The sequence below is a fragment of the Pseudomonas sp. c313 genome (assembly GCF_055407145.1).
In genome coordinates, this window is sequence record NZ_JBUZRD010000012.1 from 82,890 (window position 1) to 102,274 (window position 19,385).

The window sequence follows — 19,385 nt, forward strand, 5'->3', positions numbered from 1 at the left end:
TCTCAACTGTGCTTGCGTATCAGGGTCAGGGTGCCAGCGCCTTGATCACCTGATCCACATTCCCTTCCAGCTCCGCCACCGGATCGGCACCGTCGGTGCTTAACACCAACAACTGCGAGCCACCGGCACTGATTGCCGCTTTCACCGCCTCGGCGGGCTGGCGATGATGCAGCACCAGCGCCACGTCGTTGTCTTTCAGGGTGGCACTCAACTGCTGTAGCGCCTCAGCCGTCCATTCGGTATCTGCCCGCGCGTCGGTGCTGACCAACTCCAGATTCAATCCGCTGACCAGATAACCAAAATGATCGCTCAGGCTGACCACACTCAGGTTGTCGGCCTTGGCCAGTCGCGCCTCGCTTTCTGCGCTGAGCTTGAGCAGTCGTTGCTTGAGGCTGGCCAGGTTGCTGTCGATCTGCGCCTTGGCGTCCGGCGCCAGGCGGCCCAGGTCGGCGGCCATCACATCGGCCATGCGGCCCAGGTTGTTGCTGGCTTGCCACGGCTGGCTGTTCAGGCCATCGACAGCGCCCGGTTGCACGGCGATCCCCGGCAAACCACCGTCCACCGGGCGCGCGGCGTCGACCTCGACGATGCGAATATTGCTGCGCCGGGCTACCGGATACAGCGGGTCATCCGGCCACAGCGAGCGTAGGCCGATGGCTGCGTCGGCGTCCAGGGCCAGGGTGTGCAGCGCCGGGGCGCCGCGACCGGTGAAGTAGGCGGTCTGGCGAGAGCCTGGCAGGTTCGCGGGCGCCGCTCGTTCAAGGGTCACGTGGGTGCCTTTGAGCAAGGCTTCGGCCAGGCCGTAGGTGATTGGCAATGCCGCCAGGACCTTCACCGGCTTTATCGTTTTGGCCTTGTTGAGGGCGGCATGGCCAACCCCTTGGTTGGCGGCGATTTGCAGCGGTTTGAAGCCGTCGGCGGCCAACAGTGGGGTGCTGATCAAGCAAGCGATGGCCAGGGCCAGCGGGCGTAGAGCAAGGCGCATTATCCGAGATTCCCTTTCAGGCTGGGGACCGTGCCGCGCGCGATGGCGGCGAGGGCGAAGGCGATACCGGCGACCAGAATGATCGCAGCACCGGACGGGATGGGCAGGTCGAAGATGATCGGCAACAGAATCCCGCACAAGGTGCTGATCGTGGCAATCACCACCGAGATCCAGAAGAAGCCCTTGAGGGACTGGCTCAGCAAGCGCGCGGCGGCGGCCGGGATCACCAGCAGGGCGCCCACCAGGATCGCGCCGATCACCTTGACCGCGGCTACGGTGATTAGCGTCACCAGGATCACGAACAGATAGTCCAGGGTCTTCACCGCCACACCACGCACCGCGGCCAGTTGCGGGTTGAAGCTGGCGAGCATGATGCGGTTGTACAGCGGCAGGGCCAGGGCCATCACCAGGGAGCCGACCACCGCCAGCACCAGCAGGTCATTACCGTTAACCGTCAGCACCGAACCAAACAACACGTTTTCCAGAATATGCACATTGATCTTGCCCGCGAGAATCAGCAGCAGGCTCGCTCCCAGGGCCAGGGATACTGAAAGGAATACGCCGATCAACGTGTCCGGCGCCAGCCCTGTGCGGTTGCGCAGGTAGTTGAGCAGGATGCCAAACAACAGGCAGTAGCCGAACAGGCTGCCATAAGGCCCGGTGTAGGGCTCCCCCAGCAGAATACCCACGGCCACGCCGGTCAGCGCGGCATGGCCGACAGCTTCGGAAAAGAACGCAAAGCGCTTGACCACCACCAGGGTGCCCAAACCGCCCAGCACCGGGCCGATCAATAGCCCGGCCAACAATGCGTTGACCACGAAGCCATAGGCCAGCGCTTCCGGCAGATACCCGGAAGACGCCCAGCCCTGGACCATCAGGCGAAAGGCTTCGTAGCTCATAGAGGTGTGCTCCGTGGGTGAGTGGAGAACAGCGTCAGCAGACGATCCGGCGTCAGTGCCTCTTTGGGTGTTGCATCAAACAGCACACGGCGATTCAGCCCGGTAACCCGGTCTGCCAGGCGGCCGACGGCTTCCAGGTCGTGTTCGATCCACAACACGGTGATCCCGGCCTGGCGCCAGACGCTTAGCAGGCGCTCGAACACCTGGATGCCGGCCTCGTCGAGGGCTGACATTGGCTCATCCAGTACCAGCAATTGCGGCGCCGGGATCAAGCCCTGGGCCAGTAGCACCCGCTGGCGTTCACCGCCGGACAGCGCACCCATGCGCCGTTTGCGTTTGTCCTGCATGCCGACCCGCTCCAGCGCCTCGCCAATCGCCCCGGCGTAATGTCGAGACAAGCCAAGGAAGGCCGGGCGGCGCTGGCACATGGCGGCCATGAAGTCGTCGACGGTCATCGGCAGGCCCCGGTCGAATTCCAGGGCCTGAGGCACATAGCCAATGGTGCCGGGCGCTTCGGGCCAGTGCAGGCTCAGTTGACCCTGGTGCGGGGTTTGCCCCAGCAGCGTCTTGATCAATGAACTTTTGCCGCCGCCGTTGGGGCCGACCAGGGCGTGGATGCTGCCTGGCTGCACCTGGAAACTCACATCGTCGAGGATTATGGTGCGGCCGAGGGTCAGTGAGACCTTGTTGAAATCCAGGGTCGGGCCAACGCTTGCGACCTGCAGGTGTTCGGCCGCCGTCATGCCCCTGCCTCCTGGATTGCCCGAACCACGGTGTTGAGATTGCCGGTCATTTCCACTTCATATTTTTCAGCGCTGTATTCGCCGTAGGAAATATGCGACAGCGGGTACAGCTTGACCCCGGATTCACGCTGGATGGTGTCGACGTAGCTGGAAGGGAAGTCCATCTCCGAGAAAATTACTTTTACGTCCAGTTCCCGCAGTTGGTCGATGGTCTTCTTCAACTGGCTCGGGCTTGGTTCGATACCGTGGGCCGGTTCAACCACGGCGGTGACTTCCAGGCCAAACTCGCGCAGCAGGTAGTCATAGGCGGCGTGCACCGTCGCTACGCGCAGGTCGGCGTTGGGGGCGCTGGTCAGCTTGGCCAGGGCGTCGGCGCGCATCTGGCGCAGGCGTTTGCCGTAGGCACGGGCGTTCTTGGTGTAGGTCTTGGCATTGTCCGGGTCGAGCTTGCCCAGTTCCCGGGCGATGTTGTTGACCTGGGCAATGGATGCGCTGATGGACAGGAAGGTGTGCGGGTTGACCACCTTGCCTGCGCCACGGGCTGCATTGCCGGTGGCGGCCAGCAGCGGCACGTTGGCGTTGGCTTCGATCACCGGGATGTCCGGGCGCTCGCTGGTGGCGATCATGCGGTCGGCAAAGTCATCGTGGCCGACGCCGTTGAGCACGATTACGTCCAGGGTGCCGATGCGCTTGATGTCTTCGGCGCGAGGCTCGTAGGCGTGGGGGTTGAAGCCGGCCGGAATCAGCGGCACCACCTCGGCCTTGTCGCCGACGATGTTGGCCACGTAGCTGTAATAAGGGTGCAGGGTGATGCCGATGCGCAGGCGTTTGGTTTGCTCTGCACTGGCCAGCGGCGCCAGTAACACGGTAAACAGACCTACCAGCAGCAGGCGCAGCAATGGAGATGAAATAGACATGGGCAATCGGTCTTCTCTCGGATACAGCGTGAATTCAGTGGCGGTGCTGACGGGTGACGCCGGCATCGAATTGCGCAACCACCTGTTGCCAGCCAGCGTCGATCAACGCCTGGTCAGTGAGGTCGGTCGGTGCCGCAAGGTTGGCGCGGCGATTGAGCCAGATATCCGGTTCGGCGCCGATCACCCGCATCAGCAGCGAGCCGCTGGCCTCCGGCGTCTGGCTTAAACCCAGGTAGGCCGCAGGCTCCAGTAACTGCCAGCGGTGGTCGCCACGGCTTACCGAACTGGCATCCTGGGCGAAGGGTGCAAAGCCTTCTTCGGCCAGTTGTGTCGGGGTGGGCAGAGCGCTTTGCTCCTGCTTGAGCAAGTGGATTTCATCCAGGGTCACCCGCAGGTCGGCGTAGATACCTTGTTCGGCGGCGCTCAGGTCGCGGCGGGCGTCCAGTTGGTGGCTGTCCACGACATGGACTTCCTGGGTTTCGCCGTGCAACGCCACCACCGTGCCAGATACGGCCAGGATGATCAGGCACAACAGCAGGACGTAGAGGGTTTCGTGCCCGGCTCCGGCCGGGCGGACGATTTGCGTGCTTCCTTTAGTCACGGCAGTCATTGGCCTTGGATATCCGCTTGGTCGATCTCGACAACGTGGCCGGGGCCGGCGTCAAACAGCACGTAGAACTCGGCGGAAGGTTTCTTGAAAGTCAGGGTCGAGTCTTCACCCAGCTTGCCGGGCACCAGGATGGTTTCGTCGTAGCCGATCACATCCAGGGTCACGCCGGGCGCGCCGCTGCCGTCGGAAAAGCCGCCGGTGCATTGGATCTGCTCGCCGGGGATTTCCTTGCATTCGCACATCGGGTTGTGGGCCAGGGCGTAGGTGCTGAAGCCGGCACAGAGGATCAGCGCTGCGCAGGCACGGGTCAGGTGCATCAAAGTCATGGTTTAACTCCTTGCTTGTTCAGCCAGGCGACGGTGGCAGGCGAGGCCTGACTCAAGGGAATGGAAGCCTGTTGCATGCTGCCGTCCCAGCCTTCCATGGTTATCCACAGTTCGGCGTCGGGCGGGGTACGTTCTGGAATGGGTAAGCCAGCGCCCATGCGGTATGGGGTGCCGAAGAAAATTACCCCGGCGGCCCGCAGGCTGCGCGGCTTGCCGATACGCAAGTAGGTGGCCTTGACCTGATCGCCGCAGGTGGCGCATAGGGCTGCGTTGAAGAACTTCATGGGGCCCGCCGGGTTCGGCGCCGGAGCTTCATTACGAAACTCGGCCAGCCTGATGCTCCAGGGGCCGACCTGCACTTCGCCGATTTCCCGTTGACCCAGGCCGCTGTCACCGCGAAACAGTGCGGCGTCGGCAAAGTACTTGGGCATGAAGCCCAGGGGCACCAGCAACAGCAGGATATTGATGTGAAAGCGCCATTTAAACCAAAAGGCCCGCAGGGGCGAGGGCGGTTGAACGGTAGTGGCCTTGCTCATTGGTTGCCCTCCGGGGTTTCAGCCTGCATGGCGGGGATCTGCGTCGTTTGCCGGGTCGCTTTGGCGCTGCGCTTGAGGGCGTGGAAGGTGGCCAGGGCCGTGCGCTTGCTCCAGATCAGCAGGCCGCTCAAGACCATCATGCTCAGCAACAGGCCGAAGAAGAACCAGATCAGCTTGATCCAGATCCCGCCAAAGTCACCGGTGTGCAGCGGGCGCATGGATTCGGTGACGAACTCAAGGGCCGAGCGGTCGGACAGCAGGTGCGAGGCGGCGATTTCGCCACTGTAGGGGTTGATCTCCGCAGTCTGGAACATCAACGGGTACCAGCCCCTCCCGCCGATGCGCAAATGGCTGTAGGCGTTGCTCGGCAGACTCACGAAGCTGGCCTCAAGCCCCGGAATACGCTGGGTGGCAATGTTGATTGCGTCGTCCAGGGGAATCATCGGTGAAGGTACGCCAGGGCTGGACATCGGCACCTTGTCCCGGGAAATCACCGGTACCACCGGCTGGCTGGAAATGGTGATCTGGTTGTCCCCCAGAATCGCCTGGATCATGAACCAGGTACCGGTGATGGAAATAACGGCGATAAACCAGATCGACCAGATGCCGCTCAGTCGGTGGAAATCACCCCAGAAGATTCGCGCACCATGGTTGAAGCGCAGGGTTGGCTTGAAGAAGCTTTTCCAGAAGCGCTTGTAGACCACAAGGCCGGTGACCAGCGAGGCCAACATCGGCAGCCCCAAAAACGACACCAGGTACCAGCCCCAGCTGAAGCCATTAGTGAACGGCACCAGCCACCAGCCGTGCAGGGCACGGGTGAATTGCTGGAAGTTGAACGCGGGGCTGATGCCCTGGATCACGCCGGTGTATGGATTGACGTACACCGATACGGAGCGGCCATCGGGGTAGCTGACGTCAACGTCCAGGGCGAAATGTGATTCGTCCGGGCGGCTCAGGGATTCGACAATGGCCTTGGGCTCAGCGCGTTTGATGGCGGCAATGACCTGGTCATAACTGAGGGGTTCGGCATCGTCCGACGGCTTGCTGGCCCGCATGTCCGGGTTGGCCAGCCAGACGATTTCCTGGCTGACCACCGCCAGGGTGCCGGTGACGCAGACGATCAGTACGAAGAACCAGATGGGCAATGCCAGCCAGCTGTGTACGAGAAACCAGAGTTTGGAACGCGACTTTTTCAACATGTTAATAGGGGGTCTTGATCGGAGGGGGGCAGTGAAGGCCCGGGAAAGGCCGGTCGTAGCTTTTGCTTACGCGACAGGCTGTATCTAGGTTAAGACGGATGAGAATCAAAAAACCTTAAGCTAGATATGAAAGTAAATGTTTCAGATACGCATTTACGGGGCGTTCTGAAATCACACTGCACTGGGGAAAGCGTGGCGGGGGTGTTCATGAGGTGTGTTACAGGAGCGAGCGTACCCGCTCCTGCCTTGGCGCTTAGCCTTGCTTGAACATCTCCTCGGCACGCTGGCGAACTTGTTCCACCGTCAAATCCTCCTTGCGGGAGGCCAGGAACCATACATGCCCGAACGGATCTTTCAGCGTCCCGGAGCGGTCGCCGTAAAACTGGTCCTTGGGTTCTGAGATCACGACGCCACCGGCCGCAACGGCCTGTTTGTACTGCGCGTCGACATCGTTGACATACAAATGCAGAGCGACGCTGGTGTGCTCTTTCCCAGGACTGCCAAAGGCCATTTCGCCACAGGGCGAAGCCAGCATGATCGCCGAATCGCCAATGCGCAGTTCAGCATGTCCCACCTTGCCGTCGGGCATGTCCAGGCGCATGATTTCGGTGGCGCCAAAGGCTTTCTTGTAGAACTCGATGGCCTCGGGGGCTTTGTCGATACCGAGGTAGGGCGTGATGCTGTGGTAGCCCTCGGGGATAGGTTTAACGCTCATTTCGTTCTCCTTGATTGTTGTTGTGAATGAAACCGGTTTTCCGGTCTTTTCACTATAGGCCAAGCCTTCCGTGGCCTCTGGGCAGCCGACGAGGTGTTCGCCCTGTAACAGCAAACAGGCGGTTTGCTGTGCATCGGTCGGTTGCCAGGCAGTCAATTAGATTCAAGCGGGGTTCCAAGCCGATGATTATTCGTTGGGGGTTGTTGGTTCCAGCAACTGCGCGCCGGGCCCGCGCTCACCGAGCTTGTCATCCTGATTGCGTAACGGGCACGCCTCCAGCGACAGACACCCGCAGCCAATACAGCCATTGAGCTTGTCGCGCAGCATCATCAGTTTATTGATGCGCTCATCCAGGTTCTCACGCCATAGCGCAGACAGGCGCTCCCAGTCTGCCGCGGTTGGCGTGCGGCCATCAGGCAGGGTTTGCAGGGCCTCATGGATCGTCGCCAGTGGAATACCCAGGCGCTGGGCAATCTTGATCACCACCACACGCCGCAGCACATCCCGGGGATAACGCCGCTGATTGCCGGCATTGCGATTGCTTTTGATCAAACCCTTGGTTTCGTAGAAGTGCAGGGCGGTGACGGCCACGCCACTGCGCGCCGCCAGTTGGCCGACGGTGAGTGCCTTGATGACCATAAAAAACTCCGAAAGAACCCTTGACCTTGACTTAACTAGAGGTTTTACCCTGCGCTGCATCGAATCGCAAGATTGTGCCTACAGTGAGAGGGGAATATTCATGCAGGTATCAGAGAGAAGTCGCAGCTTTACCCAACTGATCGAGTTCCAGATCGAACCCCAGCAGCAATCCGCACTGGTGGCGGCCCTGTCGTCCCAGAGCGAGCGCCTGGCCATGGGGCATGGCGGCTTTCTCAGTGCGAGCGTGCAGGTCAGCGATGACGGGCGGCGGGTGCTCAGCTACTTGCAATGGCGCTCCCGCGAGGATGGCGAAGCGGCCTTTAAGCGCTTTGAACAGGGTGAAGAGGATTTCTGGACGCTGATTCGCGCTCATCAGGCCACGGCCGTGACCTTCGGCTCGTTCCAGGTGCTGCGCAGCATCGAGCGCAGCCATGACGACGCGTTGCAGTGCCGGCTAAATGGATAGGTGCAACATGCGTTCTCCTTGCACGTTCTCCCCTGGCCGGCGCTTGTTCACTGCCAGTTCACCGATCTTGATCAAGCGGGTGCGGGTGACGTTGCGGCTCAGGCCGAGCAGGTTGGCGGTATGCACCTGGTTGTAATGACTGAAGCGGTAGGCGGCGCGCAGCAGCGCGTCTTCAACCTTTTCATGCAGGGCGCCGGCCTGTTCCTCGAAGAGCTTCTGAAACGCCCGTTGCAGCAAGGCTTCGGCACTGTTGTCGACGCCGTGCTGACTGTCGTCCTGACGCTCGATGCGCATGTTCGACAGGCGCAGGTCGTCGCGATCGATCAGGCCATTGCGGCAAATTAAAAGGGTGTGATGGATGACGTTTTCCAGCTCGCGGATATTGCCTGGCCAACTGTAGGTTTTAAGTTTTTGCTCGGCCTCGCGGCTGATGCTGATCGAACCGTAGCCCAGGCGCTGGCTGTAGGCTTCGATAAAGTGCCGGGTTAACGGCAGGATATCGCCGGGGCGGTCGCGCAATGGGCTCAGCTCCAGGCTGACCACGTCGAGGCGGTAGTACAGATCCTCGCGGAAATGCCCGGCGTTGATGGCCTTTTCCAGTTGTACATTGGTCGCCGCCAGTACCCGCACATCAATGGGAATGCTTTTGCGTGAGCCCAGGCGTACCACTTCGCGCTCCTGCAACACCCGCAGCAGCTTGACCTGGATGGCCATCGGCAAGTCGCCGATTTCGTCGAGGAACAAGGTGCCGCCGTCGGCTTCTTCGAACCAGCCGGCCTTGGCGCTGAGGGCACCAGTAAAGGCGCCTTTTTCATGGCCAAACAACTCGGCTTCCACCAGGGATTCGGAAAACGCCCCGCAGTTGACTGCCACGAATGGCCGGTTGCGCCGGGCGCTGAGGTTGTGAATGTGGCGTGCCACCAGCTCTTTACCGGTACCGGTTTCGCCGATGATTAGCACACTGGCTTCGCTGGGCGCCACTTGCTGGATATGCGCCAGCAGCGCCTGGGATTTCGGGTCCTCGAAGACTTGCGCAGTGGCGCGGATCGAGGTCGCGAGAGCGGGCGAGGGCGGTAAGGTTAAAAGCTGCATGGGCACCTCTAGGAGTAGAACGTCGGAGTCGGCAGGGACTGGTTCAAGGCCCAGTCGCCCAGTTCATGGATCTTGTAGTCCACCGGATCGTGCAAGGTTTGCGTGCGCAGATTGCGCCAGTGCCGGTCCAGGCGCAGGGAGGCGTGGGTGGCGCGCGCACCGGTGACTTCAAACAGGCGGCTGCACAGTTCCAGGCCATTGCGGGTGGCCGCGACCTTGGCGGTAGCGATGGCAATAGCCAGTTGGCCGCGCTCGTCCTCGCTCAGGTTGGGGCCTTTGGCCCAGGCCAGGTCCAGCAGGTCGGCTGCCCGTTCCACCAGCAGTCGCACACCTTCCAGTGCGACCCAGAAATCGCCGTAATGGCTGAGTATGTAAGGGTCCTGGCGCACATCCTGGGCAGTGGATTTGTGCCAGGGACGGGTTTCGGTGAGGGTGTAGTTGCGGGCTTCCTCGAAAGCGCCTTCGGCAATGCCGAGGAACATGTGGGTGAACGTCAATTGGGCGATCAACGGGCGTAGGCAGGCGAATGGCGTGCTCAGGGGGCCGGGGTCCAGCAGCAATTCTGACTCTTCCACGCGCACCCGTTCGAAGCTGGCGCTGCCGCTGTCGGTCTGGCGCTGGCCGATACTGTTCCAGTCGTTGTGCACGGTGATGCCGCTGCGCCCGCTGGGGATGGCGGCGATCAGCAGCTTGCCTCCGGCGTTTTCATCAACTGCCGAGGCGATCAGCATTTGTGAATCGCTGGCGCCGGAGCAGAAGCTTTTCTTGCCGGAGAACTCACGCCAGCCGCCGAAGTCCTTGACCACGGTGCGGGTGTCCAACGGGTTGAGGGCATTGCCCCAGAACCAGTTTTTGCGGGCGGTCTGTTCGAACCAGGGTTGCCATTGTTCCGGGCGGGAAAACAGCCGCACGGTGGCCAGCATCAGGTGATGAAAACCGAAAACGTGAGCGATGGAGCTGTCGATCTTGGCGAATTCGCGCACGATTTCGAGGGTTTCGCTCCAGCGCGCGCCAAGGCCGCCGTATTGTGTTGGAATGCTCAGGGCCAGCAGGCCGCTGTTGCGCAAGGCGTCACGCTCGGCCTTGGGGGTGCCGCCGCGCTCGTCGCGCTCGACGGCGGTCAGGGCAAATTCGGCGGCCAGCAGTCTGGCGGTCTGCAAGGGTGACGGCAGGACGCTGTGGGGTTTGGCTGTCACGCGGGGGTTCCTCTTGGTAAGGCTTTCTGTAGGAGCGAGGGGGACGCCTAGTTCCTACAGTTAAAAGCTGATCAGGCCTTGGTCGGCAGCACGTCGTTGGCAATCATTTCGCCAAACGGTCCGGTGAGGTTGGTGATGCCGCGCCCGGCCAGGCTGGCGTAGGGCTCCGGCAGCCGCGGGAACACCAGCTCGGCGAAACGGTAGGCCTCTTCCAGATGGGGGTAGCCGGAGAAAATGAAGCTTTCGATCCCCAGGTCGGCGTATTCCTTGATCCGTTCAGCCACCTGCTGCGGGTTGCCCACCAGGGCCGTACCGGCTCCGCCCCTTACCAGGCCTACACCGGCCCACAGGTTGGGGGCGATTTCCAGGTTGTCGCGACGTCCGTCGTGCAGGGCGGCCATGCGCCGCTGGCCTTCGGAGTCGAAGCGCGAAAAGGATTTTTGCGCGGCGGCGATGGTTTCATCGCTGATGTGTTCGATCAGTTTGGCGGCGGCTTTCCAGGCGTCTTCTTCGGTTTCGCGCACGATCACATGCAAGCGAATGCCGAACTTGACCGTACGCCCGTGGCGGGCTGCGCGTTCACGTACATCGGCGAGCTTTTCGGCGACGGCGGCCGGTGGTTCGCCCCAGGTCAGGTACACGTCCACCTGTTCGGCAGCGAGGTCGTGGGCGGCGTCGGAAGAACCGCCGAAGTACAGGGGTGGATAGGGTTTTTGCACCGGCGGATAGAGGGCCTTGGCGTTCTGGACCCGTAGGTGTTTGCCTTCGAAGTCCACGGATTCGCCCTGCAACACGCGACGCCAGATCCTGAGGAACTCGTCGGTCACTTCATAGCGTTCGCTGTGATCGAGGAAGCTGCCGTCGCCACGGTTTTCGTCAGGATCGCCGCCGGTCACTACGTTGATCAATAGGCGGCCATTGGAGAGGCGATCGAGGGTTGCGGCCATACGCGCGGAAACGGTGGGCGAGATGATTCCCGGACGAATCGCCACCAGGTAGCGCAGGCGCTCGGTAAAGGGCACCAGCGCCGAGGCGATCACCCAGGAGTCTTCGCAGGAGCGGCCGGTGGGTATCAGTACGCCGTGGTAACCGAGATTGTCGGCGGCCTGGGCCACTTGTTTCAGATAATTGAGGGTGACCGGGCGGGCGCCTTGGGTGGTGCCCAGGTAATGACCGTCGCCGTGTGTGGGAAGAAACCAGAAAACATCCATGACAAATCCTTAAGCGATTTTCAGCAAAGCGGTGGGGTGCGCGCCAAACAACGGCGCCGCGACGATCAGCAGGTCGACCTGTTCGATCAGATGGCTCTCGATCAGCAGTTGGGTGGCCAGTTCGGCCAGCAGCGCTTGGGTCAGCACTCGCGTGCGAGAGGGGCGCCAGGTACCGCCGGAGAGGGCAACGACATTCAGGGGACGCGACATGGACAGTTCCTTTTTCAACAGTGGCTCAGTGCGATGAGTGAGTGAAAGAGGTGGAGCAAGAGCTGTACCAATCGGCGAAGTCGCTGATTGACGGGGGCTCTGGGCTACCTGTTGAACCGTGGAGATGTTGTCTGGCTGCTGTTTTGTTGAATGACTGTTGCCTGGCCAACAGTTGCTCGGGTAACAGTTGACGAGGCGAGGGGACATTTATAGAGGGTTGTATTTATTCCGTAAATGAAAGTATTTCTATATTTATAGATCATAAAGGAATATAAGAAGTTGGCTCTCGCAGGTGCTGCCAAAGCCGATAGCAACTATCACGGGGGATGATTTTTCACGGTGCGTGGCCGGGAGTAGCCTGTGTCCATTGTCTACCGCCCGATTCGCAGGACCTTCGCCATGAACCGTTTTCTCGCCACTTTCTTGTTGCTCATCTGCTCCGTTCTTGCCGGTTGCGCGACTCATTCCACGCCCGAGCTGCGACCTTATTCAGCCGAAGAGAGCAAGCAATTGGCGATGGAGGCGCTGAATCGCCGGGGTTTGTCGTTTGACGAATACCAACAGAAGAAAGCCGAACTGACTGCCCAGCCACAGAAGCCGTTTGGCTTTGATCGTCAGGGAGAAATGAACGCCGAACGCAGAGTGATGTTGCAGGGTCGTCCCAGCTGAATTTGCAGCTTGGCCCACAGAGCCCGAGGTTTCGTTCAGAAGCTTCGGGCTTTTTGTTTTCCATCCCTTTCGCCGAGCCTGTTAAGCTGGATTTCAGGAGCGTTCCTACGCACTTTTAAATAAAGTGGTCTTTCTTTAACGGCATCCGATCAGGTAAACCTGACGATCTGTGTTCTGATCGCTGCCCCTGGGACGCTGAATCTCGGGAACATGCTCTGCGAGTCCTTTAACGTCATGAATAAACGTCCTCTGTATTTCGATTACGCCGCCACCACCCCGGTGGATGAGCGAGTCATCCAGGTCATGGTCGAGTGCCTGGGTTACAACGCCAATTTCGGCAACCCTGCGTCCAGTTCCCATGCGTTTGGCCAACAGGCCCGGCAAACGGTTGAGCAGGCGCGGCGCCAGGTAGCCGAATTGGTCGGCGCCCAGGCTGAGCAGATTGTCTGGACCTCCGGTGCCACTGAGTCCAACAACCTCGCGCTCAAGGGCGTGGCCCAGGCGCGGGGTGTGGCCGGTGGGCACATCATTACCAGCCAGATCGAACACAAGGCGACCCTCGACACCGCACGTCAGTTGCAGGAAGCCGGCATCGCAGTCACCTACCTGGTGCCGGATGCCGAAGGCTTGATCAGTGTTGAAGCGGTCAGCGAAGCGCTGCGAGAAGACACCTTTCTAGTGTCGCTGATGCTGGTCAACAACGAATTGGGTACGCTCAACGATATTCCGGCCATTGGTGCGCGGGTTCGTGAGCATGGCGCGCTGTTTCATGTGGACGCGGCGCAAGGGGCGGGTAAGGTTGCCATTGACCTGGCCCAGTGGCCAGTGGACCTGATGTCGTTTTCCGCCCACAAGCTGTATGGCCCCAAAGGTATCGGCGCGCTGTATGTCGGGCCACGGGCCCAGCAAAAAGTGCTGGCGCAGATTCACGGCGGAGGGCATGAAGGCGGGCTACGCTCCGGTACGCTGGCGACCCATCAGATTGCCGGGATGGGCGCAGCCTTCGCGCTGGCGGCAGAGTCCTTTGCAGAAGACTCGACGGCGATTGTCGCCCTGCACCAGCGCCTGCTTGACCAACTGAAATCAATCGCTGGCGTGCGTTTGAATGGCAGCGTCACTCAACGTATTCCACACACCCTTAGCCTGACGTTCAGCGAAGGCGAGTTCAATTCCGCTGCGTTGAGCGCTGGTATCGCCTTTTCGGCTACCTCGGCGTGTAACTCGGCGAGCAATGCGCCGTCCTACGTGCTATTGGCCTTGGGCCATGATGCTCGCAGCGCAGGTCGCACTATTCGCCTGAGTCTTGGGCGTTTTACCACCGAGCAGGATATCGATCAGGCAGTTCAACTGATCAAGGCCGCGCTGGCCAGTGCGCCGGCCTTTTGGGCGGTTTGATCCAATCATTCGCAACCCATAACAATTATTAGTGGTTAGCAGGAGACACAATGAGTACGCAGCCTTTGACCTATGGAGCGGTTCCCCAGCGCCTGGCGCGCACCCGCGAGTTGATGAGCCGGGAGGGGATTTACGCCCTGCTGGTGCCGTCGGCCGACCCGCACCTGTCCGAATACCTGCCGGGTTACTGGCAGGGGCGCCAGTGGTTATCGGGTTTCCATGGTTCGGTGGGGACACTGATTGTTACCGCTGACTTCGCGGGTGTCTGGGCCGACAGCCGCTACTGGGAACAGGCGACCAAGGAGCTCAAGGGCAGTGGTATCGAGTTGGTGAAACTGCTGCCGGGGCAGTCCGGGCCGCTGGAATGGCTGGCCGAACAAACCCCTGAAGGCAGCGTAGTCGCGGTCGACGGTGCGGTGATGGCGGTTGCTTCGGCCCGCACATTGGGTACCAAGTTGGCGGACCGTGGCGCTCGCCTGCGTACCGATATCGACCTGTTGAGTGAAGTCTGGCAAGACCGTCCGGCCTTGCCGAATCAGCCGATCTATCAGCACTTGCCGCCGCAGGCTACGGTCAGCCGTGGCGAGAAACTTGCTGCGCTGCGGGCAAGCTTGAAGGAGAAGGGCGCCGACTGGCATTTCATCGCCACCCTGGACGACATCGCCTGGCTGTTCAACTTGCGCGGAGCTGATGTCTCGTTCAACCCGGTGTTCGTCTCCTTTGCCTTGATCGGTCAGCAGCAGGCGACACTGTTTGTTGCCTTGAGCAAAGTCGATGCCCAACTGCGCGTCGTACTGGAGCAGGATGGCGTAACCCTGCGTGACTACAGTGACGTGGCTGCAGCCTTGGGCGAGGTGCCAGCCGGTGCCAGCCTGCAAGTCGACCCGGCGCGGGTGACTGCGGGGTTGCTGGAGAACCTGGGCAGCGGCGTCAAACTGATTGAAGGGCTCAACCCGACTACCTTGGCCAAGTCCCGCAAGAGCCTGGCTGACGCCGAGCACATTCGCCAGGCCATGGAGCAGGATGGCGCGGCCTTGTGCGAATTTTTTGCCTGGCTGGACAGCGCGTTGGGTCGTGAGCGCATCACCGAGCTTACCATCGACGAACACCTGACCGCTGCCCGTACCCGCCGGCCGGGTTATGTGTCGTTGAGCTTCAACACCATTGCTGCGTTCAATGCCAATGGCGCCATGCCGCATTACCACGCCACTGAAGAAGAGCATGCGCTGATCGAAGGCGATGGCCTGCTGCTGATCGACTCAGGTGGCCAGTACCTCGGCGGCACCACCGATATTACGCGAATGGTACCAATCGGTACGCCGAGCGAAGAGCAAAAGCGCGACTGCACGCGGGTGCTAAAGGGCGTGATTGCCTTGTCTCGCGCTCAATTCCCCAAGGGCATCCTGTCACCGCTGTTGGACGCCATCGCCCGTGCGCCGATCTGGGCTGAAGGCGTGGATTACGGCCACGGCACTGGTCACGGCGTCGGTTATTTCCTCAATGTCCATGAAGGCCCGCAAGTGATCGCCTATCAGGCCGCCGCCGCGCCGCAAACCGCCATGCAGCCGGGGATGATCACTTCCATTGAACCGGGAACCTATCGGCCGGGCCGTTGGGGTGTACGCATCGAGAACCTGGTGTTGAACCGTGAAGCGGCCAAGACCGAGTTTGGCGAGTTTCTCAAGTTTGAGACCTTGACCTTGTGTCCGATCGACACACGTTGCCTGGTGCCGTCGTTGCTGACGACTGAGGAGTGCCAGTGGTTCAACGACTACCATGCACAGGTGCGTGAGCGTTTGAGCCCGTTGCTCAGTGGTGCGGCGCTGGAGTGGTTGCAGGTGCGCACGGCGGCTATTTAAGGGTTTGCAGTTCGGGGCCTGGGACAACGTTTTGGTCATCATAGTTGATGACGGCTTTGGCCCAGGCTGACTGGCGGCGGTTGGTGATCGAGCGTTAGCTCAGCGCTTCGCGGACAAAGTCGAGGCGATCCTGGCCGAAGAACAGTTGGCTGTCGACAAACATGCTGGGTGCACCGAACACGCCCCGTTGGATGGCATGTTCAGTTTTGTCCTTGAGGGCGGCTTTCACTTCATCGTCGTTGGTCAGTGCCAGCACCTTGATGGGGTCGAAGCCATGCTCGGTCAGCACTGCTGCCACTACTGCTGGATCACCCAGAGGGCGTCCATCGACCCATAGGGCTTGAAACAGGCAGTCAATAAAGTCGATGAAGCGCTCCGGTTGGTGCATCTGAATGCCTGTGACAGCGCGCATCAGTGTCAGGGTGTTAATAGGGAAGTGTGGGTTGAACTTGAGTGGGACATCGTAGCGCTTGGCGTAGCGCGCCAAGTCTTGAAGTATATAGCGCCCTTTGGCGGGGATAGTGACGGGAGATGCATTGCCGGTCGCTTTAAATACTCCCCCCAAGAGCATGGGCTGATACACCAATCGACTACCGGTTTCAGCGCACAACTTGGGAAGCTGGGTATAGGCCAGGTAGGTGGCGGGGCTGCCGAGATCAAAGAAGAATTCCAGGGTTTTATTCATGGTTTTTGGCTCGCTGCTTATTATTATGGGGGAGTGATTACCACGGCTCATTCCATGGGCGTAGATCCAGTTCGAAGGTCCAGGCGTCTCGCGGTTGACTGTGCAAGTACCAGTAGTTATCGGCAATGTGCTCGGGGTTAAGAATGCCGTCCTGATCCTTGAGGGCATACTTCTGCGGGAAGTTGTCGCGAATGAAGTCGGTGTCGATGGCGCCGTCGACCACCACATGTGCCACGTGAATGTTCAAGGGGCCAAGCTCTCGCGCCATACTTTGGGCCAAGGCTCGGATCCCATGTTTGGCACCGGCGAACGCGGCGAAGCCCGCAGCACCACGTAACCCAGCGGTGGCACCGGTAAATAGAATCGTCCCACGTTGGCGAACAGCCATCCGTTTGGCCACTTCCCGGGCATTCAGAAAACCCGAGAAGCAGGCCATTTCCCAGATCTTGAAATACTTGCGTGCGGTTTCTTCCAGAATGCTGCAGGGCACGTTGGCGCCGATATTGAAAACAAACGCTTCAATCGGGCCTAGCTCGGTTTCGATTTGCTCGATCAGGGCGACGACCTGTTCTTCCTTACGCGCGTCGCAGGCAAAACCGTGGGCTTCGCCGCCAGTCGATTGGATGCTTTCTACCAGTGGCTGCAGCTTGTCAGCGCTGCGTCGGGTGACACAGGCAACATAACCTTCGCGGGCAAAACGCTTGGCAATGGCGCCCCCCGTAGCATCTCCAGCGCCTACGACCAGTACGATTTTTTTATTATCAGTCATGACAAGTCCTTTGATAAACGATCGTTAACTAAACGAACGTTATGCTACGATTTAGTGGACGTCAAGGTTGTACATCTCCAGGGGCAGAAGCGATGCGTTATTCGGTCAGTCACAAGCAGCAGACCAGGGAAAAGCTATTGCACAGCAGCGCCGCCCTGGCCAAGAAAGAGGGGTTCGCCAGCGTCGGTGTAGATGGATTGATGAAGGCTATCGGTCTGAGTGGTGGGGCTTTCTACAGTCATTTTTCGTCGAAGGACGAGCTGTTCAGCTCGATTATCGAACGTGAGTTGAGCCATAGCCTTGAGCGTTTGAGTGTGGGGGACGTCCAGAGCCGTGAACGGTTGGATCGTTGCCTCAAGTTCTATTTGAGCATGGCTCATGTTGAACAGGCAGAATCGGGATGTGTATTGCCGAGCATGGGAGCAGAGATTGCTCGGTCGGATGTGGCGGTCCGTCAGCAGGCGCAGACATGGATTTGTCGATTGCAGGCAGACTGGGCTCGTACTCTGGAAAGCGACAGCCTGGCGTGGGCAATTCTGTCCCAGTGTGTGGGCGCCCTGGTAGTGGCAAGAATGATGGTCGACCCGCAGGTTCAGGCGCAGGTGCTTTCATCCAGCTATAAAGAGCTTAGTCAGCGAATCGCTGACAAATGAGCGTGCAAGCTGCTTATTTACAGATGACGATCATGCTTCGACTGGTGTAGCCGGCAGGGTTGAGGCCGAACGGGTAGTCCCCAGGCTCCTCCTCCGCATTGTCGCCGGACTTGGCAATGAGCTTGTAGCCTTTGGTGCCGCAGGAGTTGGCTGCGCTGGTGTAACACTGCTCCCAGGAAGATGTCAGGCCAGAGCAATTGATATGTAGCCCTTTTTTCCCCCGCTTAACTTCTGTCTTGGTGGTTGCAGCGCAACCTGCAATGGCGACCACGACTAGCAATATCAAAATTCGCTTCATTACCATCCTTAATAGCCGCTTCGCAGGGATGCCCGACGCTGGCTTTGCTCGCTCTCGATTGTCGCGTTCTTAATGTCCCTATTTGAAAATCTCCATGAGTGACACTGGGTTACATCCTAAACATGGCCTAATTGGGCGGCAAATACCAGAGCAACGTCAAATCCTGAATCAATCGGCGGGTACCAGTGGCTTTGATTCACTGCGCATGGTCAAGGTTGCGCCAACGGACGCCAGGATAATGCACGCGATGGCCAGCCATTGCCCGACGGACAAGTACTCCTGAAGGAAAAATAGGCCGGAGAGTGCACCGAAAGCAGGTTCGATGCTCATCAGCGTACCGAAGGTGCGGGCGGGCAGGCGGGTCAGAGCCACCATCTCCAGGGTGTATGGAAGCGCTGTGGAAAGAATGGCAACGCCTATGGCTATAGGAATCAATGAGGGTGTAAGCAGTGCCGTACCGGCATGGACTATTCCGATAGGTGCGACAAATAGCGCTGCGATCATGACGCCGAGAGCTGCAGTTTGGACGCCATTGTCCGCTCCCGCTTTTTGGCCAAACAGAATGTAGAGCGCCCAGCAGATGCCAGCCCCCAATGCATAAGCCGCACCTGTCAGGTCGATGCTGCTACTGGTTTCGCCAACAGGGATCAGCAGCAGGAGGCCGATGATCGCCAAGGCTATCCAGATGAAGTCGACGGCGCGTCGTGAAGCATAGATAGCTACGGCCAATGGGCCGGTGAACTCCAGCGCCACTGCGATGCCGAGGGGAACGGTCTGCAGGGACATATAGAAGAGGAAGTTCATGCCGCCCAGAGCCATGCCGTAGACGATCACCGTGCGCAGGGATTTGGCGGTGAGCTTGGCGCGCCAGGGACGCAGTATGAGCAGCATGATCACGCTGGCAAAAACCAGGCGCAGCGTCGTGGTGCCCTGGGCGCCGATTATTGGGAACATGCTTTTGGCCAGCGAGGCACCTGATTGAATGGAGGCCATGGCGATAAGTAGCAGGCCGACCGGGAATAATGTCGAAGTCAGGCTGCGGGGGGAGGTGTTCATGGAGGTGTTCGTCCAGGGTCGTATTAAAGAAGCAGGGCCGACTATGATGCTCAACTGCTCCGCATTGAGCAATATATTGCTCAATGTATTCGTTTTCTTCTCTATATATAGAGAAGCGTGTTGATATTCGGGTGTTTCGATAGAAAACTCAAATTAGAGGTTGACGGCAGATTCTGGAAGTCTATAATTCGCCCCACTTCCGGCGCAGTCGAAACGGAAAACTCCTTGGTAAACAAAGAGTTATGTAGGTTTCGATA

The 19,385-nt window shown here is 59.8% G+C and carries 22 protein-coding genes and 1 pseudogene; 5 read left to right on the top strand and 18 right to left on the bottom strand.

Annotation, left to right across the window (positions count from 1 at the left end):
- Positions 1-25 precede the first annotated feature (25 nt).
- The 10 genes from ACZRKZ_RS23960 to soxR form a co-directional block, all read right to left on the bottom strand.
- Positions 26-985, bottom strand: coding sequence for a metal ABC transporter solute-binding protein, Zn/Mn family (locus ACZRKZ_RS23960; RefSeq protein ID WP_463982936.1), 960 nt, complete (start codon positions 983-985; stop codon positions 26-28).
- Positions 985-1,884, bottom strand: a complete 900-nt coding sequence (locus ACZRKZ_RS23965) for a metal ABC transporter permease (protein ID WP_133098795.1) — start codon at positions 1,882-1,884, stop codon at positions 985-987. Before ACZRKZ_RS23965 ends, ACZRKZ_RS23960 begins: the two co-directional genes overlap by 1 nt.
- Positions 1,881-2,627, bottom strand: coding sequence for a metal ABC transporter ATP-binding protein (locus ACZRKZ_RS23970; RefSeq protein ID WP_463982937.1), 747 nt, complete (start codon positions 2,625-2,627; stop codon positions 1,881-1,883). The genes ACZRKZ_RS23965 and ACZRKZ_RS23970 overlap by 4 nt, the downstream gene beginning before the upstream one ends.
- A complete protein-coding gene (locus ACZRKZ_RS23975; RefSeq protein WP_463982938.1) occupies positions 2,624-3,544 on the bottom strand; it encodes a metal ABC transporter substrate-binding protein in 921 nt (306 codons plus the stop codon). Before ACZRKZ_RS23975 ends, ACZRKZ_RS23970 begins: the two co-directional genes overlap by 4 nt.
- 34 nt (positions 3,545-3,578) lie before the next feature.
- Entirely contained in the window at positions 3,579-4,145 is a 567-nt protein-coding gene (locus ACZRKZ_RS23980; protein WP_463982939.1) for a DUF6162 family protein, read from the bottom strand.
- A 5-nt stretch (positions 4,146-4,150) separates the two neighbouring features.
- A complete protein-coding gene (locus tag ACZRKZ_RS23985) occupies positions 4,151-4,480 on the bottom strand; it encodes a hypothetical protein (RefSeq protein ID WP_133098791.1) in 330 nt (109 codons plus the stop codon).
- On the bottom strand, positions 4,477-5,016 hold the full coding sequence (locus ACZRKZ_RS23990; protein WP_463982940.1) for a thiamine pyrophosphate-binding protein: 540 nt from the start codon (positions 5,014-5,016) through the stop codon (positions 4,477-4,479). Before ACZRKZ_RS23990 ends, ACZRKZ_RS23985 begins: the two co-directional genes overlap by 4 nt.
- Positions 5,013-6,215 (bottom strand): PepSY-associated TM helix domain-containing protein, encoded by a 1,203-nt coding sequence (locus ACZRKZ_RS23995; RefSeq protein ID WP_463982941.1) that lies wholly within the window; start codon positions 6,213-6,215, stop codon positions 5,013-5,015. The genes ACZRKZ_RS23990 and ACZRKZ_RS23995 overlap by 4 nt, the downstream gene beginning before the upstream one ends.
- Positions 6,216-6,468: 253 nt before the next feature.
- Entirely contained in the window at positions 6,469-6,930 is a 462-nt protein-coding gene (locus ACZRKZ_RS24000; RefSeq protein WP_463982942.1) for a VOC family protein, read from the bottom strand.
- Positions 6,931-7,116: 186 nt separating this feature from the next.
- On the bottom strand, positions 7,117-7,569 hold the full coding sequence (gene soxR, locus ACZRKZ_RS24005) for a redox-sensitive transcriptional activator SoxR (RefSeq protein ID WP_463982943.1): 453 nt from the start codon (positions 7,567-7,569) through the stop codon (positions 7,117-7,119).
- Between the two features lie 100 nt (positions 7,570-7,669).
- On the opposite strand from soxR, the gene ACZRKZ_RS24010 reads away from it, so the two are divergent.
- Complete coding sequence (locus ACZRKZ_RS24010) at positions 7,670-8,035, top strand: antibiotic biosynthesis monooxygenase (RefSeq protein WP_463982944.1); 366 nt, start codon at positions 7,670-7,672, stop codon at positions 8,033-8,035.
- Here ACZRKZ_RS24010 and ACZRKZ_RS24015 read toward each other — a convergent pair.
- The 4 genes and pseudogenes from ACZRKZ_RS24015 to ACZRKZ_RS24030 form a co-directional block, all read right to left on the bottom strand.
- A complete protein-coding gene (locus ACZRKZ_RS24015) occupies positions 8,024-9,127 on the bottom strand; it encodes a sigma-54 interaction domain-containing protein (protein ID WP_463982945.1) in 1,104 nt (367 codons plus the stop codon). The two genes, ACZRKZ_RS24010 and ACZRKZ_RS24015, sit on opposite strands and share 12 nt — an antisense overlap.
- Before the next feature lie 8 nt (positions 9,128-9,135).
- On the bottom strand, positions 9,136-10,323 hold the full coding sequence (locus ACZRKZ_RS24020) for an acyl-CoA dehydrogenase family protein (RefSeq protein WP_463982946.1): 1,188 nt from the start codon (positions 10,321-10,323) through the stop codon (positions 9,136-9,138).
- A gap of 71 nt (positions 10,324-10,394) precedes the next feature.
- Positions 10,395-11,534 carry an FMNH2-dependent alkanesulfonate monooxygenase gene (gene ssuD / locus ACZRKZ_RS24025; RefSeq protein ID WP_463982947.1) on the bottom strand — a complete coding sequence of 380 codons (1,140 nt, stop codon included), beginning with the start codon at positions 11,532-11,534 and terminating at the stop codon, positions 10,395-10,397.
- A gap of 18 nt (positions 11,535-11,552) precedes the next feature.
- Positions 11,553-11,744: pseudogene (locus tag ACZRKZ_RS24030) on the bottom strand (FMN reductase); the annotation flags it as partial.
- Between the two features lie 399 nt (positions 11,745-12,143).
- Between ACZRKZ_RS24030 and ACZRKZ_RS24035 the strand changes: the two are divergent.
- The 3 genes from ACZRKZ_RS24035 (at position 12,144) to ACZRKZ_RS24045 (ending at position 15,667) form a co-directional block, all read left to right on the top strand.
- Positions 12,144-12,413: a hypothetical protein gene (locus tag ACZRKZ_RS24035; RefSeq protein ID WP_463982948.1), complete on the top strand. Its 270-nt coding sequence runs from the start codon at positions 12,144-12,146 to the stop codon at positions 12,411-12,413.
- A 234-nt stretch (positions 12,414-12,647) separates the two neighbouring features.
- On the top strand, positions 12,648-13,808 hold the full coding sequence (locus ACZRKZ_RS24040; RefSeq protein WP_463982949.1) for a cysteine desulfurase family protein: 1,161 nt from the start codon (positions 12,648-12,650) through the stop codon (positions 13,806-13,808).
- Positions 13,809-13,858: 50 nt separating this feature from the next.
- Positions 13,859-15,667 carry an aminopeptidase P family protein gene (locus tag ACZRKZ_RS24045; protein ID WP_463982950.1) on the top strand — a complete coding sequence of 603 codons (1,809 nt, stop codon included), beginning with the start codon at positions 13,859-13,861 and terminating at the stop codon, positions 15,665-15,667.
- A 94-nt stretch (positions 15,668-15,761) separates the two neighbouring features.
- Here ACZRKZ_RS24045 and ACZRKZ_RS24050 read toward each other — a convergent pair whose 3' ends face one another.
- Positions 15,762-16,352 carry a 2-hydroxychromene-2-carboxylate isomerase gene (locus ACZRKZ_RS24050; protein WP_463982951.1) on the bottom strand — a complete coding sequence of 197 codons (591 nt, stop codon included), beginning with the start codon at positions 16,350-16,352 and terminating at the stop codon, positions 15,762-15,764.
- Positions 16,353-16,389: 37 nt separating this feature from the next.
- The gene (locus ACZRKZ_RS24055) at positions 16,390-17,121 is read right to left on the bottom strand and encodes an SDR family NAD(P)-dependent oxidoreductase (protein ID WP_133098778.1); all 732 of its coding nucleotides are present in this window, start codon (positions 17,119-17,121) and stop codon (positions 16,390-16,392) included.
- Positions 17,122-17,213: 92 nt separating this feature from the next.
- Here ACZRKZ_RS24055 and ACZRKZ_RS24060 point away from each other — a divergent pair, with 92 nt between their 5' ends.
- Positions 17,214-17,774, top strand: a complete 561-nt coding sequence (locus ACZRKZ_RS24060; RefSeq protein WP_149414720.1) for a TetR/AcrR family transcriptional regulator — start codon at positions 17,214-17,216, stop codon at positions 17,772-17,774.
- 13 nt (positions 17,775-17,787) lie between these two features.
- Here the strand turns inward: ACZRKZ_RS24060 and ACZRKZ_RS24065 are convergent, their stop codons facing one another.
- Positions 17,788-18,072 (bottom strand): hypothetical protein, encoded by a 285-nt coding sequence (locus ACZRKZ_RS24065; protein WP_463970205.1) that lies wholly within the window; start codon positions 18,070-18,072, stop codon positions 17,788-17,790.
- Between the two features lie 168 nt (positions 18,073-18,240).
- Positions 18,241-19,128, bottom strand: a complete 888-nt coding sequence (gene rhtA / locus ACZRKZ_RS24070) for a threonine/homoserine exporter RhtA (RefSeq protein WP_149414722.1) — start codon at positions 19,126-19,128, stop codon at positions 18,241-18,243.
- Positions 19,129-19,385: the final 257 nt, after the last annotated feature.